The following is a 15812-nucleotide window of genomic DNA, read 5'->3' as shown; positions in this document are numbered from 1 at the left end:
TCACCATAGCATCCTGTTACTACTGGGACCAGTGTTGTGCAGGTTGCAGCTGTGAAGACCGCGGAAGTCCCGGGGGTAGGCCGCCGGCTACAAGTTGTCTAAAGCAGGAGCACAAAGACGTCGGGGGAAAGGCGTCCTGCCCTTCCCCCGACGTCTTATTTCATGCCCTATCCTGCCAAGGCAGGAGGTTTCGTGCTAACCCCCGAGGAAGTAGCCGCTGACATCGCTCACCAGCTGCACAGTCCCCCCGGTGGAGCTGTTCCTAAGGCTCACCTTGCCGTCGGAACCCACCGGAACCACCACCAAGTTCGGCACTGTTTGGCTCTTGCCGAAGTTGACGTTGGAGGCGTTCGGTACAGCCTGCCCGGACGGGTATGCGGTGATGAAACCGTTGGAGGTAGGTTCTGTCACCGTCAGGTTGAAGACCACACCTGCAACAGAGGCAGGAATGCCCGAGGCGCCGGCTACCTGGAACGTAGCCGAGGTGTTGGTCGCAACGGGCCCGGTGGAAAGGCGTGTGTCGAGGAACCGGGACGGTCCTACCGGCACAAAAGCTCCAGCCGCGGTGGGTGTCCCGGCAATGTAGTAGCCAAAGACGTCAGCCACAAGTTGTGCTGAGCCGTTGGAGTTGTTTGTGAGGTTCACTTTGCCGTCAGCGCCCACTGGCACGGTGACCAGGTTGGGTACGGTCTGGTTCGGCGCATAGTTGACGTTCGAGGCATTGGGTGCAGCGCCGCCGGAAGGATAGGCGGTGATGAACCCATCGGATTGCGGCTGGGTGACCGTCAGGTTGAACACCACCGCGGAAACCTTGTCCGGGATGCCGGAGCTGCCGCCTACCTGGAAGGACATCGTGGCATGGGCCGCAACAGGGGAGGAGGACCGGGTATCCAGCAACCGCGAGGGTCCGACCGGGACAAGTGCGCCGGGTACAGCCGGGGTACCTCCGAGGTAGTACCCGCTGACGTCAGCTACCAACTGGGTTGCACCGGTGGAGGAGTTCTTGAGCGTTACCTTGCCGTCGCTACCCACTGGCACAGTTACCAGGTTCGGCACAGTCTGGCCTTTCCCATAGTTCACATTCGACGTCGCAGGAGCGCTTGTGAGTGAGGGGTAGGCCGAAATGAATCCGTTCGCCTCCGGTTCTGTCACGGTCAGGTTGAACACGACTGACGAGACGTTCGCCGGAATCCCTGAGGCACCGGCCACCTGGAAGGACACGGTACCTCCAGGTCCCACTTTTGAGGATGTCCTCGTATCCAGGAACCGCTTTGGCGTGACCGGAACGAATGTTCCCGGTGCCGTGGCCGTCTTGCCGCCAGCAACAGGCAGATCGGCGAACCAGTAGCGCTTGGCCACGTCATCGGTGGCCAGAGCCACGATGCCCGTGGTGCTGTTGACCGGTTGCTTACTGGTGCTCACGTTGTTCATGTTCAGTGAAGAGCCATCCTGGATAACAGGAGTCCCACGGCCGGATGCAAAGACAGGATTGTCCATGTCGGCGGTCTTTTGGTAGATGGCGCCCGAAACGCCGGTGTACGGGCAGCCACTGGCTGACGTCGCCGGCCCCGTCTGGAACGCGTGCACCTTGTTGTTTTCAGGATCAAGCACGATTTGTGGCCGGGTTTCGCAGTCAGCCAGCGTGGAGATGGTGGACCGTGAGAAGGACCCTGTACCAGGCTTGAAAACCAGAAGCTGCAGCTGCGGAAGCGTCTTGTCCGTGGCAGTTTCATCGAGGCTTGTCTTAACGGCGGCGAATACCCGGCCAGCGCTGTCCGCTTGCAGGGACTTGAGGTTGAGGTGGTCGTCTGCGATGCCCTTCCCCTGCACTGCGGGCTGGGCCTTCCAGGAGCCGGCCGACTGGCCATCCGTGTGGGTAGCCCACCAAACAGAACCTGTGGACTGGTCGGACCACATCACCCCGATCTGCTTCTTGCCAAACGCCACAACGGCGGAAATATCATCCGGCGTGGGGTGCACGTTGTTAACAGGGAGGACCGCGGGCGTGCCCCAGTTCGTGCCACCGGCCGCGGAACTGTTGACCATCACGCTGTTGGTGTATCCCGCAGTTGCGTCACCTGTGACGTGGGTCCACGTAGCCCAAATGGCCCCCGTGCTGTCCTTGTCGATGGTCATCGTTTCACTGCTGTCAGTGGTGATGGTAGTGGGGAACCCGGAGTCCAGCGTGTACTTCCCGTTTGCATAGCTGTACCGGTAGAGCCTGGCAGGTTGGTTGGGTAGAGAAGCAACTGGAGCGTTCTCGGTTGATGTTGTGACGACATGGGAGGCGACGTACAGGTGCGTGCCGTCCCATAGGGTGTCTGCAAGTGTGTTGGTTCGGCTGTCTATGGCAACCCCGGTGTCAACCCACTTTTCTGCGGTGCGATCAAGCTTGTAGATTCGCCATCCGCTTCCAGTGGTCCACATGTCAGCCCACCAGGAGCCATCGTTCCACCAGAGCTTGCTCTGAGGCTTCTCTTCCGTGGCTGCCTGCCCAGACCCGGTATATGTCACGCTGGGAAAACCATACGTTGGGGCCGGCGCAGCCACTGTTGGGGCTGCCGCGCCGGCTGGCGCCCCAAATACTGTTGCCAGCCCAGAGACAACAAGAACTGTTGCCAGTCCTTGGCCCAGGGCGCGCGTCATGCGTCTCTTCACGATTCTCCTAACAATCAGCCCCAACGCTGCTGCGTCCAGGTCCCTAAGGAAGCTGGTGCCCCCGCTCACCATTAATCCCTCCTGCAACACTTGGCACACGGGTAGTGAGTACTCCACTTGGAGAGGGCTGCCTACCGGTCCACGGGGCCAAGGTACTCAGGGTACTGATCGTTCTGCATTGTTCGGTTTGTCCACAGCCTTGTCATTTGACTTGTTGTGGCAGGACCGGCTCCTTAGGCTGGACCTCAGTCGCACTGCCTCCGCCGGGGGCGGCAGTTGTATGGGGGAACATATGGACGCGCTGGGAATAGTCGAGGACGAAGTCCGCGAGCTCATTCGCCGCCGCGGGCTGGACCCGCTCAGGCAGGCAGGCGAGGTCCGTCGATTGGTCGAAGCCGCAGTCACTGACTACGACGAACGGGCCCTCATGGGACCTCTTCCGCCCCTTGGCCCTCTTGACGCAGCGCGTCGGTTCCTTTTCGACGCCGTCGCAGGGTTCGGCGTACTTCAACCCCTCCTCGATGATCCATCGATTGAAGAGATCTGGCTCAACGCCCCCAATGAAATCTATGTCGCACGCAACGGCGAGTCAGAGCTGACGTCGCTCAGCCTTTCCGAGCAGCAGGTGCGGGATCTGGTGGAACGCATGCTCAAAAGCTCCGGCAGAAGGCTGGATATGTCGTCGCCCTTTGTGGATGCAGCGCTGCCCGACGGCTCCAGGCTCCATGTTGTCATTCCGGACGTCACGCGCCGCCACTGGGCCGTGAACATTCGTAAATTTGTCGTAAAAGCCAGCCGTCTTGAACATCTTGTGGAGTTGGGAACCCTGACCCCACAAGCTGCGCGCTTTCTTGGCGCGGCAGTTTCCAGCGGCCTCAACATCCTCGTTTCCGGGGCAACGCAGGCAGGCAAGACAACCATGCTGAACTGCTTGGCGGCCAGCATCGGAAGTCGGGAGCGCGTCATCACCGTCGAGGAAATCTTCGAGCTTCAGTTCCCCCTCAGGGACGTCGTAGGCCTGCAGTGCAGGCAGCCGAACCTCGAAGGTGAGGGCGAAATTCCACTTCGCCGACTAGTGAAGGAGGCTCTGCGCATGCGCCCGGACCGTTTGGTGGTGGGGGAGGTGCGGGAAGCTGAGAGCCTGGACATGCTGATCGCACTCAATAGCGGACTTCCCGGTATGTGTACTGTCCACGCCAACTCGGCACACGATGCAGTAACCAAAATCTGCACCCTTCCTTTGCTCGCGGGGGAGAACATATCCAGTGCGTTCGTGGTCCCCACCGTTGCATCGTGCATAGACCTAGTGGTGCACTGCAGCCGGCACGCCGATGGGCGGCGGCAAGTAACCCAAGTCCTGTCATTGGGACGCCGCGTGGAAAACGGCATTATCGAATCCTCATTGGTCTTCGCCATGGAAAACGGGGTCCTGCAGCCCCGGGCAAACGCTATGCCTGCAGCGGAGAAGCTTTCGAAGGCAGGGTACGACGTCGCCGCGCTGCTGGATCCGCGATGATCGCGGCCCTGGTGGGAACTACGGCGGGGGTTGGCTTCTTCCTCATTTGGTGGTCCTGTTGGCAAACGCCTGACTCTGCAAAGCGGGAGCGCAAGCCGGGCCGGCTGGCAGACCTGCTCGTCGGCGCCGGAGTGGATAAAGTCTCACCCCGCGGTTTGGTTGGGACTTGCCTTGGGCTCGGGGCATTTGTGGCCCTGGTCTTCTATGGTCTCAGCCGTTCCTGGCCCATCGCCTGCTGCTTCGGCCTTTTCGGCGGGTGGCTGCCAATCACCCTTCTGCGGTGGCGCGCTAAAAAGAGGACGGCCATGCTGCGTCAACTGTGGCCTGACGTTGTTGACCACCTCCGATCCGCAATCCGTGCAGGCCTGCCGCTGCCTGAGGCGCTTATCCAGCTTGGAGACAAAGGGCCCGAGGAACTGCGGCCGCTCTTCCGGGAGTTTGGGGCTGACTACCGGGCCGGTGGCCAATTCGATGGTTCGCTGAACAAGCTGAAACAGCGGCTCGCCGACCCCGTGGCTGACCGGATTATCGAAGCACTCCGGCTGACGCGGGAAGTGGGCGGCTCAGACCTGGGAAAACTCCTGGGGACCCTGGCAGAGTTCCTGAGGGAAAATGCCCGGACCCGCAGTGAACTTGAGGCACGCCAGTCGTGGACCATAAATGCCGCCCGCCTCGCAGTTGCTGCGCCCTGGATCGTCATGATTCTGCTGGCGACCAGACCGGAAGCGATACAGGCCTACAACACGCCCCTGGGCGCCGCCGTGCTGCTTGGTGGGCTGGTGGTCTCGCTGGTTTGCTACACCGTGATGTTGAAGATCGGGGCCCTGCCGCAGGACGAAAGGGTGCTGCGTTGACGAGTCTTTCCCCCGCCGCCGTAATCTGCGGAATTGCCCTGGGCTTCGGCTTGTGGCTCGTTATCTTCCGGTCTCCTCCCATGCGCCCCATAACGTTGTCTGAGCGGATTGAGCCCCAGCTGAAGTCCCAGAACCTGGAATCGCGGCTTCTGCGCAGTGGGGAGCAGAATCTAACGCCGTTCGGACCGCTTGAACGGATTCTCCGGCCGGTTTTCCGGGACTGGCTCACCACCTTGGGGAAGCTCAATCCCGCACCCGGGGCCACGGGACGTCGGCTCGCGCAGGCGGGATTGGACAAATCGCCGCTTGATTTCCGTGCAGAACAATTGCTGTGGGCGGCGGCCGGGTTTGGCGTCTCTCTGATCGTCGTCCTGGTCGGAGCAGCCGCCGGTAGGTTCAGCCCGGTCTTTGCGGCCGCAGTGGTTATCGGCAGTGCCGCAGCAGGTTTCGTACTGCGGGACTACTGGCTGGGCGCCCAAGTCCGCCGGCGGGAAACACGGATGATGGCAGAGTTTCCCAGCCTGGCCGAATTGATGGCCCTTGCTGTTGGCGCGGGGGAGAGCGCAACAGGCGCTTTGGATCGTGTGTGCAGGAGTGCCAACGGTGAGCTGTCCAAAGAGTTCTCGAAAATCCTCGCAGAGACAAGAGCCGGCAAGCCCTTGGTTGTGGCCCTGCAGGAGTTTTCTGCACGCACCGACCTTGCACCGCTGGTCAGGTTCGTCGACGGGATCATCGTGGCGGTGGAAAGAGGAACACCTTTGGCCGACGTGCTTCGCGCACAGGCGCAGGACGTACGCGACTCAGCCAAGCGCGATCTGATGGAAGCTGCCGGGAAAAAGGAGATCGCAATGATGGTGCCCTTGGTTTTCGGGGTGCTTCCCCTAACCGTCGTATTCGCGGTATTTCCCGGCCTCGCCGCCATCAACCTGGGCTTCTGATGGCTGCCAAAACCAAAGGCCCGCACTTCAGCAACAACTGCATGCCCCGTCAAGGAAACAGGAATAGGACCAAGATGAAAACCATGGAAACCCGCTTCGTGATGCTGCTTCTTGGCCTTGCGGCTTTGCTCCAGTTGCAGGTGACCCGGAGGGGCCGCCCGCAGCCGCTTCGCGCCGCGCAGGGCCGCCACGGACAGGATAACGACGAATTGTCCGTAGCGAACCCCAGCGATGATCCTGAACGCGGCGACGTTCCGGGCTGGGTGATGATAACCCTGATGTCCGCTGTCCTGGTTGCCGCCCTGCTGGCGCTTGCAGGCCCAGCACTGGAGGCGATGTTCAACCAGGCAATGGACAAGGTGGGAAACTGAACCATGGAGGTGTCCGCTCCCGGTCCGGCGGTGCAGCCGGACTTGTCCCGCCCCGGGGAGCGGGGTTCGGCCGTGGTGGACTTTGTCCTGGTAGGCGGGCTGCTGACAATGTTCTTTCTGGCGATCGTCCAGTTGACCCTGGTACTGCATGTCCGGAATACGCTCATAGATGCGGCTGCATCAGGGGCACGGTATGGAACCCTTGCTGACCGCACCGCCTCGGACGCCGAGGAACGAACCCGCAGCCTCATAAGCATGGCCTTGAACAAAGGTTTTGCAGAGCAGGTCAGTAGCGAGGAAGTAAGCGTGCAAGGTATGCGGACACTGGAGGTGACGGTCAGGTCTCCAATGCCCGTCATCGGCCTGATAGGACCGCGGGACATGCTGGAGGTGAAAGGTCATGCCGCCATCCAGCCCTGATCGGTCCCGCTCTACGTCACTGGACGGGGCCAACGTACAGTTTGGTTCCAGTCTCCGCCTGCGCCTCCAGGCGCGCCTGGCTGAGACACTCTGCTTCAAAAGCGACCGGGACTGTGAGTCGGATCAAACATCCAAAGGGCCTGTGTACCGGCAGCGGCGTTCCAGTGAACAGGGAAGCGCGGTAGTCGAGTTCACCTTCCTTGCACTCCTGCTGATGGTCCCGCTCGTGTACTTCGTAATCACGGTTGGCCAAATCCAGGGAGGATCGTTTGCGGTGGTGGGCGCCGCAGACCAGGCAGCGAAGGTGTTTGTCGCCCAGCCCGATTCCTCCACGGCCCAGGCAACAGCGGAGCGGGCGGTGGCTCTTGCCCTTTCCGACTTCGGGCACCAGCCGGACCGCGCCACCATGACCACCACCTGCAATCCCGCCGACTGCCAGGCGGCGGGCACTGCGGTAACCGTGACCGTCAGGCTGGGCGTGCCCCTGCCGTTCGTGCCGTTTGCCGAAGGGTTGTCCGCAACGGAGGTAGAAGCATCTTCTACCCAGCTCGTCGGTCGGTACCGGTGAAACGCAGGGAACCGGATGAAAGCGGACAGCTGATGGTGATGATCCTCGGCTACGTGCTCCTGGCGCTTTTAGTGGCGACCGTGGTCATCGGCATAACCGCGGTGTACCTGGAGCACAAGCGTCTCCTGTCCTTGGCGGATGCGGCGTCCCTGGCTGCGGCCGACAGCTACACACTGGGGGAAGTCTCAGCAGAGGGGGGAAGCCCATCCGCTGTCCTCAACCCCGCCCGGGTCCGAAATGTGGCCGCCGATTTCGTCGCCAGGAGCCCCGCCTCGCAGCGGTTTTCCAGCCTTGCTGTCACCGGGGCAACGGGCACGCCGGACGGTTCCACTGCCGTCGTGGTCCTCACTGCCTCCGTCCACCCGCCCGTAGTGAACTTCCTGGTTCCTGACGGCATCCGCATCGAGGCGACATCAACCGCGCGTTCGCGGCTGACCCGCTGACGCGTTGGCCGGCTGGCCGTCGCGACGACGGGCCACTGAACCGGCTCACGGGCCGGGCCGGGCGGTATGCCCCGATAGCGTAGGCTTAAACCACCATGGCCAATATTGATTTTTCCGCTGAAATCCGCGCGCTCCGCGCCACCTACGAGTCCATTGAACGCGTTTCCGACGTGGAGGCACTCAAGGAGGACATCGCAGAACTCAGCGAGCGGGCAGGGGAGCCCGACCTTTGGGACGATCCCGCGGCCGCACAGAAAATCACCTCGCGGCTCTCCCACCGACAGTCGGAACTGGAACGCCTCACCAATCTTGCGGCCCGGATCGACGATCTGGAAGTACTGGTTGAGCTCGGGCAGGACGAGGACGACGCCGACTCGATGGGGGAGGCCGCGGCCGAACTTGAGTCCATTAAGAAGGCCCTCAAGGACCTGGAAGTCGTGACACTGCTTTCGGGTGAGTACGACGAGCGCGAAGCCGTGGTTTCCATTCGCGCGGGCGCAGGAGGCGTTGATGCCGCAGACTTTGCCGAGATGCTCATGCGCATGTACCTCCGCTGGGCGGAACGGCACGGCTACCCTACAACCGTCATGGATACTTCCTACGCGGAAGAGGCTGGACTCAAGTCCGCCACTTTCGAGGTGAAGGCGCCCTACGCGTACGGGACCCTGAGCGTGGAAGCCGGGACCCACCGCCTCGTCAGGATCAGCCCCTTTGATAACCAGGGCCGCCGGCAGACCTCCTTCGCTGCTGTTGAAGTCATTCCGCTGATCGAACAGACCGACTCGATCGACATCCCCGACAACGAAATCAGGGTGGACGTCTTCCGTTCATCCGGCCCTGGCGGCCAGTCGGTGAACACGACCGACTCCGCTGTCCGCCTTACCCATATCCCGACGGGCACCGTGGTGTCCATGCAGAATGAAAAGTCCCAGCTGCAGAACCGTGCAGCTGCCATGCGCGTGCTGCAGTCCCGCCTCCTGCTTTTGAAGAAGGAGCAGGAGGATGCGGAAAAGAAGGCGCTGGCCGGGGACGTCAAGGCATCCTGGGGTGACCAGATGCGCTCCTACGTCCTGAACCCGTACCAAATGGTTAAGGACCTGCGGACCGAGCACGAGGTGGGCAATACCGCGGCAGTGTTCGACGGTGAAATTGATGACTTCATCGACGCCGGCATCCGCTGGCGAACAGACAACCGGAACGCCGAAAAGTAGCCGTCACTCCAAGGCCCGGGGACCGCTGATCCGGCGACACGCCCCTGGAAGCCCGGCCAACCGCCGAACGTTTTGCGTATAGTCAAGGGGCCGGGGCCCTACTTTCCCCAAACGAAAACCCGTGCACCGGCTGCAGAACTGGGCTGCATCTGAAGAATCAGCCGTGCCCTGCAGGGTACTTAGGGCCATGATCCGATTCGAAAATGTCACCAAGGTTTACGACCAGAAAGCCCGTCCGGCGCTGGATTCGGTCACCCTTGAGATTGACCGCGGCGAATTCGCCTTCCTTGTCGGCGCCTCCGGCTCCGGAAAGTCGACGTTCCTCCGGCTCGTTCTGAAGGAAGACCGCGCCACCTCCGGTGCCGTCTATGTCGCCGGCCAGAACGTGGCCAAGATTTCCAGCTGGCGCGTTCCGCGCCTCCGCCGGGGCATCGGCGTCGTCTTCCAGGACTTCCGCCTCCTGCCGCAGAAGAATGTGTTCGCCAACGTAGCGTTCGCCATGCAGGTCATCGGCAAGAGCCGCAGCGTTATCCGCGACACCGTCCCCGAGGTCCTCAAAACGGTAGGGCTTGAGGGCAAGGAACACCGCATGCCGCACGAGCTTTCTGGCGGCGAGCAGCAGCGCGTCGCCATCGCCCGAGCCGTGGTCAACCGGCCCGGGATCCTCCTCGCTGACGAACCCACCGGAAACTTGGACCCCACCACCTCCATGGGCATTATGGGCGTGCTGGACAAGATCAACCAGAACGGAACCACCGTGGTGATGGCCACGCACGATGACGACATCGTCAACGAGATGCGCAAGCGGGTGGTCGAGCTCAAGAACGGCGTTGTGATCCGCGACGAAGCCAAGGCCCTGTACACATCGATGATTCCGGTCGTCGGCCAGTCCCGCCGCCTGAAGGACGCCAGCGGCAGGGAAACGCCCGACGGCGGCCTGCCGGGCAACGGTGCCGAAGGCGAGGCCCAGCGATGAGACTCGCGTTCATCCTGTCCGAGATCGGCAGCGGCCTGCGCCGCAACCTTTCCATGGTGGTCTCGGTGATCCTGGTGACGTTCGTGTCCCTTACCTTCGTGGGCGCCGCCGGCATGCTGCAGATGCAGATCAACCAGATGAAAGGCTACTGGTACGACAAAGTCCAGGTGGCCATCTTCCTGTGCAGTGAAGGTTCGACGGCGCCGGGCTGCGCGTCCGGGCCCGTCACCCCTGAGCAGCAACAGGGCCTCAACGCTCTCCTGGAGTCCCCGGCTGTGGCCCAGTACATCAACGACTTCCAGTTTGAGTCCAAGGATGAGGCCTACAAGCACTTCAAGGACCAGTTCTCCAATTCGCCCATCGTCGATTCCGTGACGCCGGACCAGCTGCCGGCATCGTTCCGGATCAACATGAAGGATCCACAGAAGTACCAGATCATCAGCGAGACGTTCTCGTCCCAGCCGGGCGTGGAAACGGTCATTGACCAGCGCCAGTTGCTCGAACGCCTGTTCTCGGTGATGAACGGCGCCTCCTTGGTGGCAGTGGGCATCGCAGGTGTCATGATCGTCTGCGCCATCCTGCTGATCGCCACCACCATCAGGCTCTCCGCCTTCAGCCGACGCCGGGAAACCGGAATCATGCGGCTCGTGGGAGCCTCAAAAACGGTGATCCAGCTGCCGTTCATCCTGGAAGGCGTCATCGCAGCAGTGATCGGTGCTGCCCTGGCCTCGGGCACCCTGTGGGCGGTGGCGCAGTTCTTCCTCGGCGACTACATGTCGCGGCAATACCCCGATACGGCCTTCATCTCATCCGGCCAGACCCTGATCCTCGCTCCGGCGCTGCTGGTCCTTGGCGGATCCTTGGCAGGAATTTCGTCTCTCTTGACCTTACGTAGATATTTGCGCGTTTAGGCTGTGCACACCGACCAAGGAATGCCCATGAACCTGATTGATCAACCCTTGCCCCGTCCTCGGCACAGCCGAGGGCGGACCGCCGGACGCCGTTTGGGGGTCATCAGCGGTGTGCTCACCATTCTGCTGTCCGCGGGGATGGCCGTTGCGACGCCCGTCGCCTTCGCCGACGACCTCGAGGACCGCAAAGCTGCGCTCGAAGCAGAAGCCGCACGCGTGCAGGCTTCCCTCGAATTTGTCGATTCCCGGATTGCAAAGGCCGCCGGGGACCTGGTGATTTACCAGGGCCAGCTTCCGGGTGCCCAGCAGGCGCTGCTCGACGCGCAGGGTCGCGTGGCCAGCGCGGTGAAGGAATCGGAGGCACTGGCCGCGCGTGTGGACATGGCCCAGCAGAACAAGGCGAAGATCACCCAGCAGCTTGAAACGGACAAGCAGAAGATCGCCGATACCAAGAAACTGATCGGCCAGATTGCCACGCAAGCCTACAAATCCGGCGGCGTTCCCTCCAACCTGTCGCTGTTCTTCGGCTCCAACAGCGGCAGCAGCCTGACTGAAACCATGGACCTGGCTGACCAGGCCATGCGCAGCCAGAACGCGGCCATGGACAAGCTCAACCAGCAGAACGCCACCAACGTAAACTCTGAAGCCCGCCTTCAGGCCGTGGAAGTGGAAATCAAGGACCTCAAGGCGAAAGCCGACGCCGCTCTGGAACGGGAAAAGGCGGCGCGTGACGAAGCTGCGGCGAAGAAGGCGCAGGTAGACCAACTGATTGCGGATACCACGCGCCTTGACGCTGAGCTCCAGGCCGCCAAGCCCGGAATTCAGGCCAAACTTGCCGGTGTCCAAGCCAACCAGAACCAAGTTGCCAACGAAATCGCAGAACGTGACCGAAAAGCCCGGGAGGCGTGGGAAGCGGAGCAGCGCCGGCAGGCAGAGGCTGCTGCTGCAGCTGCCGCCGCTGCAGCAGCCGCAGCCGCGGCAGCGAACCGCCCGGCGCCGCCCGTTCAGCCGTATGTACCGCCCGCGGTAGGGTCGCCGTCGGCCTTTGGCCTCCGCCACCCGTTCGACGGCAGCATCCCCATCACCTCAGGCTTTGGCTACCGCACAACTCCGCCGGGAACGATCGACTTCTACGGCACCGGCGGCTATATGCACACGGGAATCGACTTCGGTGCCGCCTGTGGCACCCCTGTGTACGCGGCGGCGGCCGGGGAAGTCTTTAGCTCCGGCTGGAACTCCGCCGACGGTGGCGGGTGGCGCGTCAAGATTGATCATGGCCTGGTGCAGGGGAACACCCTGACCACCATCTATTACCACAACTCCAGCATCGTCGTCTCGAATGGGCAGCGCGTCTCCCAAGGCCAGCTCATTGCCTACTCCGGCAGCACCGGTAACTCCACCGGCTGCCACGCCCACTTCGAAACATGGCTCAACGGCAAGGCTGTAGATCCCATGGGGCTGCTGTAGGGGAGAACACCCCTGCCGTAGACTGGGATAGCTCTGCGCCGCCAGGCGGGGAGCTGCCAACTTGAACTTGAGGAGTTTTCCCGTGCCTAAAGAAAGTGGCCGTAAGGTGGTGGCCACCAACCGCAAGGCCCGGCACGATTACCATGTGCTGGACACCTACGAGGCCGGCATCGCGTTGATGGGCACCGAAGTGAAGTCCCTGCGCGAGGGCCATGCCTCCATGGTGGACGGATTCTGCACGTTCTATAACGACGAGCTGTGGATGGAAGCCATCCACATTCCGGAGTACAACCAGGGCAGCTGGACCAATCACGCTGCACGCCGCCGCCGTAAGCTGCTGCTGCACCGCGAGGAGCTCATCAAGATCTCCCGCAAGGTCCAGGAAGCCGGCTACACCATCGTTCCGCTGCAGCTCTACTTTGTGGACGGCCGCGCCAAGGTGGAAATCGCCGTGGCCCGCGGTAAACGCGAGTACGACAAGCGGCAGACGCTGCGGGAGCAGCAGGACAACCGCGAGGCGCAGCGTGAGATGCGCGAACGCAACCGTCGCCGGTAGGAATTATTTCGCCGGGGTATGCGTTAGTATGAATAGTCCGGCAGGCTTGCCAGCCGGTTTGGTAACAAAATACGGGGATGATCGGTTTCGACGGTGTTAGTCGCGACAGGTGAAGCGGGCCGAGGATGCAGAATTATCTCGTAAACGCTTTCTGCAAACCAATAAGTGCCGAATCTAAGCGCACTGACTTCGCTCTCGCTGCCTAAGCAGTAAGACAGTCCGTCAGCCCGGGGTTGCTATCGCCCCGGATCCTGGCGTCATTTAGATAGCCACTGCTGTTTGCTCCCGTCATCGGAGTAAACGGGACTTTTAGATGACTGGGCCCGGATCAGCCAGCTGTTTGCAGCATGGCTGGGGCCGAGAAAATCCGACGCAAACTGCGCCCGGAGAAGCCCTGACAACACGACATCGGACGGGGGTTCAATTCCCCCCATCTCCACCCAATGGTGACTCGAGCCATCCTTCACGGATGAGTCGAGTCATCTGTAGCACCCCGGTCTTCGGACCGGGGTGTTTTTCTTTGCCCTGTTTTTCTGGGCTGGCGGTTCCTTGGCGCGGTCGATGGTGAGTTCGCGGATGATCCCGCCGGTGGTGGCGTCGCTGATGGTGACGTCGTTGTGGACGAGCATCCGCACATGTTTGCGGGCGTCGGCGCAACCGATGCCGATGTGGCGAGCACCCCGGTCAACTGGCCGGGGTGCCGTAGGAGGACTTATTGCTGGGCCTCGTTAAACCTCTGAGCCAGCACGGGCACGAGGGAGCGGATGTAGCTGCGTGCCGCATGGTCATAATCGGCGTAAACCTGGAGGCCACCTATCACTGCATAGCAGCTGCGGTCGTCACAGAACTGATCGGACAGGTCGAGGACTTTCACATTAGGTTTGCCGATGCGGTGGGCGGCATCAGCGACAGGGTCCGGCAGCAAAGCCTCGGCCCGCGCGTTTGCACAGCTAATCGGGTGTTGCTGGTTGAGCGCGACGCAGTCCGGGCTGCTGTGCCGCAGGGTCAGCGGGGGATCCCGGAAGACGAAGACCCGTGAACCGGCGTCAGTCCATTCTCTGAATCGCTTGGTTACCGCATCGTTGTACTGGTCAAGCTGGGAGCGGCCGGTGCCGTCATCTATGCTTTCGCCGGCTCCAAATGATGAAACGAAAACCATGTCGGGCTTTTCCCGGACAATTCGGTCCGTAACCTGCTGACTCCACGACAAGCATCGCAGTTGCGAGTGAGGATCGGTGGCTGGGTCTCCCATGAAGGCGACTCGCTTTACATCCACAAATGGACAGCCGCCGACCATGGACTCCTTTAGCTTCCACGTGTGAAGCTTTGCAAGCTCGTATAACGCGCCTTTCCATTGCTCCGCGTGCGAGTCACCGATCAGCCATACGGTTGCTGCGGATTGCGCGCCCCCGGTGAAATCGCAGTCCGTCAGGATCTTCTGGTCTTCGAAGACTATGGGGTCAGCTGCAGGGTGACATTCGGGAGCGTCAAAACGTGGTGCTTCATTCGGACCCACATTTGCGACTTGGGCAGCCCCGAACGGATCGCTGCAATTGTTTTTCGGGTCCAGGCTGCGCGCCCCGTAACAGGGCCCTCCGGAGAGTGACTGAAGCTTCGCAGTTTCGGCTTCCTGGGCCTTGCCAAAGCTCAGCAGGAGACCGCCGCCAAGGGCGCAGACAAATGCCATAGTCGCTGCCATATATCGGACGACGTGAACTGGTTTGGCCGCGCGCAGGAGTTTAGTGCGGCCCGGGTCTTCAACAAGTTTCTTGGAAACATAGGCCAGCGCAATGGCGAGGACCAGTACAAGTATTTTGTCCTTGGTCCACAGGGAGTGGCCCAAAAGTGCCGGGGCCAAAACGATCAGTGGCCAGTGCCACAGATAAAGGGAATAGGACACGTCACCCACCAGCTGGATGGGCTTGACGGCGAAAATCCGGTTAGGGGACCAGAACGGGCTGTTGGGTCCGGAGGCGATCACGAGCGCAGTGCCGACGACGGGGACTGCCGCAGCGATACCAGGGAAATACGTCTGCTCGTTGTAGGAAAACGCGGAATACGCTATCAAACAGTATCCGAGCCATTGTGCCGCGCCGGACACAGACAGATGATAACTCGGCAGCCGCAGACGTAAAGCCGCCAATGCTTGGGGGCCACCGATCGCAATCAGGGCTCCCGCGCCGAACTCCCATACACGGGCAGGCGTGACAAAGTAGGCCGGGCTCTTGTTTGTGTATGTGAACCAGATACAAAAAGCCCAGGCCAGGGCGCTGACGACAGTAACACCCAGCGCGAGAAACACCCGCCGGCGGACACGGAGCCGGGCCGCAGCGAAGAACAGCCCAAGAAGGAGCAGCGGCCAGAGCAGATAGAACTGCTCCTCCACTGACAAGGACCAAAAGTGCTGCACGGTCGACGCGACTTCGTTATGCGCAGAGTAATCCACGGACTTGGCCGCCAGGACCCAGTTTTCAACGTAGAGAACGGACGCCATTGTTTCCTGTGCGATTGAGACCCAGCGAGAGAAAGGCAGCAGGGCCCACGCGGCCAATAGCGAAATTACGGCGACAAGGGTTGCGGCCGGAAGCAATCTCCTGATCCGCCGTGAATAGAACTTCCCGAGGTCGATCCGGTTCGAGCGCTCCAGTTCCCCAAGCAAGTGCTTGGTAATCAGGTATCCCGAAATCACGAAGAAGACGTCGACGCCGACATAACCACCTGGAAGTCTTAGTGGCCACAGGTGATTGAGCACCACGAGTCCGACGGCCAAGGCGCGAAGGGCCTGAATGTCCTTGCGGGTAGCGCTGGCCGCTTCTGTCCGCCGCACGTCAGCCCTGGATAGCAAGACCTGTCCGGTCACACGTACTCCTCAATTTTTCTGTCAAGTGAATGCAAGCCCTGCCCCCTCGACGCCGACACCTGT

Annotated in this window: 14 protein-coding genes, 1 other RNA gene and 1 pseudogene; 13 read left to right on the top strand and 3 right to left on the bottom strand. The window is 61.5% G+C overall.

The window, feature by feature from the left end; genetic code table 11:
- Positions 1-195 precede the first annotated feature (195 nt).
- Entirely contained in the window at positions 196-2427 is a 2232-nt protein-coding gene (locus LFT49_RS13735; protein ID WP_236798881.1) for a hypothetical protein, read from the bottom strand.
- 523 nt (positions 2428-2950) lie between these two features.
- Here LFT49_RS13735 and LFT49_RS13730 point away from each other — a divergent pair.
- The 13 genes from LFT49_RS13730 to ssrA all read left to right on the top strand — a co-directional run bounded on the left by LFT49_RS13730 (position 2951) and on the right by ssrA (position 13331).
- Entirely contained in the window at positions 2951-4174 is a 1224-nt protein-coding gene (locus LFT49_RS13730; protein WP_236820048.1) for a CpaF family protein, read from the top strand.
- The gene (locus tag LFT49_RS13725) at positions 4171-5028 is read left to right on the top strand and encodes a type II secretion system F family protein (RefSeq protein WP_236798871.1); all 858 of its coding nucleotides are present in this window, start codon (positions 4171-4173) and stop codon (positions 5026-5028) included. The genes LFT49_RS13730 and LFT49_RS13725 overlap by 4 nt, the downstream gene beginning before the upstream one ends.
- Positions 5025-5966, top strand: coding sequence for a type II secretion system F family protein (locus tag LFT49_RS13720; RefSeq protein ID WP_236820046.1), 942 nt, complete (start codon positions 5025-5027; stop codon positions 5964-5966). Before LFT49_RS13725 ends, LFT49_RS13720 begins: the two co-directional genes overlap by 4 nt.
- A 74-nt stretch (positions 5967-6040) precedes the next feature.
- Positions 6041-6337, top strand: a complete 297-nt coding sequence (locus LFT49_RS13715; RefSeq protein WP_236798869.1) for a hypothetical protein — start codon at positions 6041-6043, stop codon at positions 6335-6337.
- A 3-nt stretch (positions 6338-6340) separates the two neighbouring features.
- Entirely contained in the window at positions 6341-6757 is a 417-nt protein-coding gene (locus LFT49_RS13710) for a TadE family protein (protein ID WP_236820044.1), read from the top strand.
- Between the two features lie 142 nt (positions 6758-6899).
- Entirely contained in the window at positions 6900-7325 is a 426-nt protein-coding gene (locus LFT49_RS13705; protein ID WP_236820042.1) for a hypothetical protein, read from the top strand.
- A complete protein-coding gene (locus tag LFT49_RS13700) occupies positions 7322-7768 on the top strand; it encodes a pilus assembly protein TadG-related protein (RefSeq protein ID WP_236820040.1) in 447 nt (148 codons plus the stop codon). Before LFT49_RS13705 ends, LFT49_RS13700 begins: the two co-directional genes overlap by 4 nt.
- Before the next feature lie 95 nt (positions 7769-7863).
- Complete coding sequence (gene prfB / locus LFT49_RS13695) at positions 7864-8979, top strand: peptide chain release factor 2 (RefSeq protein WP_236798865.1); 1116 nt, start codon at positions 7864-7866, stop codon at positions 8977-8979.
- A gap of 187 nt (positions 8980-9166) precedes the next feature.
- Complete coding sequence (ftsE, locus tag LFT49_RS13690; protein ID WP_236798864.1) at positions 9167-9955, top strand: cell division ATP-binding protein FtsE; 789 nt, start codon at positions 9167-9169, stop codon at positions 9953-9955.
- Positions 9952-10866 carry a permease-like cell division protein FtsX gene (gene ftsX / locus LFT49_RS13685; RefSeq protein WP_236798863.1) on the top strand — a complete coding sequence of 305 codons (915 nt, stop codon included), beginning with the start codon at positions 9952-9954 and terminating at the stop codon, positions 10864-10866. The genes ftsE and ftsX overlap by 4 nt, the downstream gene beginning before the upstream one ends.
- Before the next feature lie 27 nt (positions 10867-10893).
- Positions 10894-12333 (top strand): M23 family metallopeptidase, encoded by a 1440-nt coding sequence (locus LFT49_RS13680; protein ID WP_236798862.1) that lies wholly within the window; start codon positions 10894-10896, stop codon positions 12331-12333.
- Between the two features lie 82 nt (positions 12334-12415).
- Positions 12416-12889, top strand: coding sequence for an SsrA-binding protein SmpB (gene smpB, locus LFT49_RS13675; RefSeq protein WP_043453530.1), 474 nt, complete (start codon positions 12416-12418; stop codon positions 12887-12889).
- Between the two features lie 73 nt (positions 12890-12962).
- Positions 12963-13331, top strand: a transfer-messenger RNA (tmRNA) gene (ssrA, locus tag LFT49_RS13670).
- A gap of 21 nt (positions 13332-13352) precedes the next feature.
- On the opposite strand, the pseudogene LFT49_RS13665 reads toward ssrA, so the two are convergent.
- Both LFT49_RS13665 and LFT49_RS13660 read right to left on the bottom strand, forming a co-directional pair.
- Positions 13353-13563, bottom strand: a pseudogene (locus tag LFT49_RS13665) (IS481 family transposase); the annotation flags it as partial.
- Positions 13564-13601: 38 nt separating this feature from the next.
- Positions 13602-15749 (bottom strand): acyltransferase family protein, encoded by a 2148-nt coding sequence (locus LFT49_RS13660; RefSeq protein WP_237428511.1) that lies wholly within the window; start codon positions 15747-15749, stop codon positions 13602-13604.
- Between the last annotated feature and the right edge of the window lie 63 nt (positions 15750-15812).

This window comes from Arthrobacter sp. FW306-06-A (assembly GCF_021870055.1).
Lineage (GTDB): Bacteria > Actinomycetota > Actinomycetes > Actinomycetales > Micrococcaceae > Arthrobacter.
Note: the sequence above shows the minus strand (reverse complement) of the source record. Positions and strands in the feature narration are given on the sequence as shown.

Excerpts from the sequence above, each read along its gene's own strand:
- LFT49_RS13735 (WP_236798881.1), bottom strand. The coding sequence starts at position 2,427 with ATGTGGACCACTGGAAGCGGATGGCGAATCTACAAGCTTGATCGCACC.
- LFT49_RS13730 (WP_236820048.1), top strand. The coding sequence starts at position 2,951 with ATGGACGCGCTGGGAATAGTCGAGGACGAAGTCCGCGAGCTCATTCGC.
- LFT49_RS13725 (WP_236798871.1), top strand. The coding sequence starts at position 4,171 with ATGATCGCGGCCCTGGTGGGAACTACGGCGGGGGTTGGCTTCTTCCTC.
- LFT49_RS13715 (WP_236798869.1), top strand. The coding sequence starts at position 6,041 with ATGAAAACCATGGAAACCCGCTTCGTGATGCTGCTTCTTGGCCTTGCG.
- LFT49_RS13710 (WP_236820044.1), top strand. The coding sequence starts at position 6,341 with ATGGAGGTGTCCGCTCCCGGTCCGGCGGTGCAGCCGGACTTGTCCCGC.
- prfB (WP_236798865.1), top strand. The coding sequence starts at position 7,864 with ATGGCCAATATTGATTTTTCCGCTGAAATCCGCGCGCTCCGCGCCACC.
- ftsE (WP_236798864.1), top strand. The coding sequence starts at position 9,167 with ATGATCCGATTCGAAAATGTCACCAAGGTTTACGACCAGAAAGCCCGT.
- ftsX (WP_236798863.1), top strand. The coding sequence starts at position 9,952 with ATGAGACTCGCGTTCATCCTGTCCGAGATCGGCAGCGGCCTGCGCCGC.
- LFT49_RS13680 (WP_236798862.1), top strand. The coding sequence starts at position 10,894 with ATGAACCTGATTGATCAACCCTTGCCCCGTCCTCGGCACAGCCGAGGG.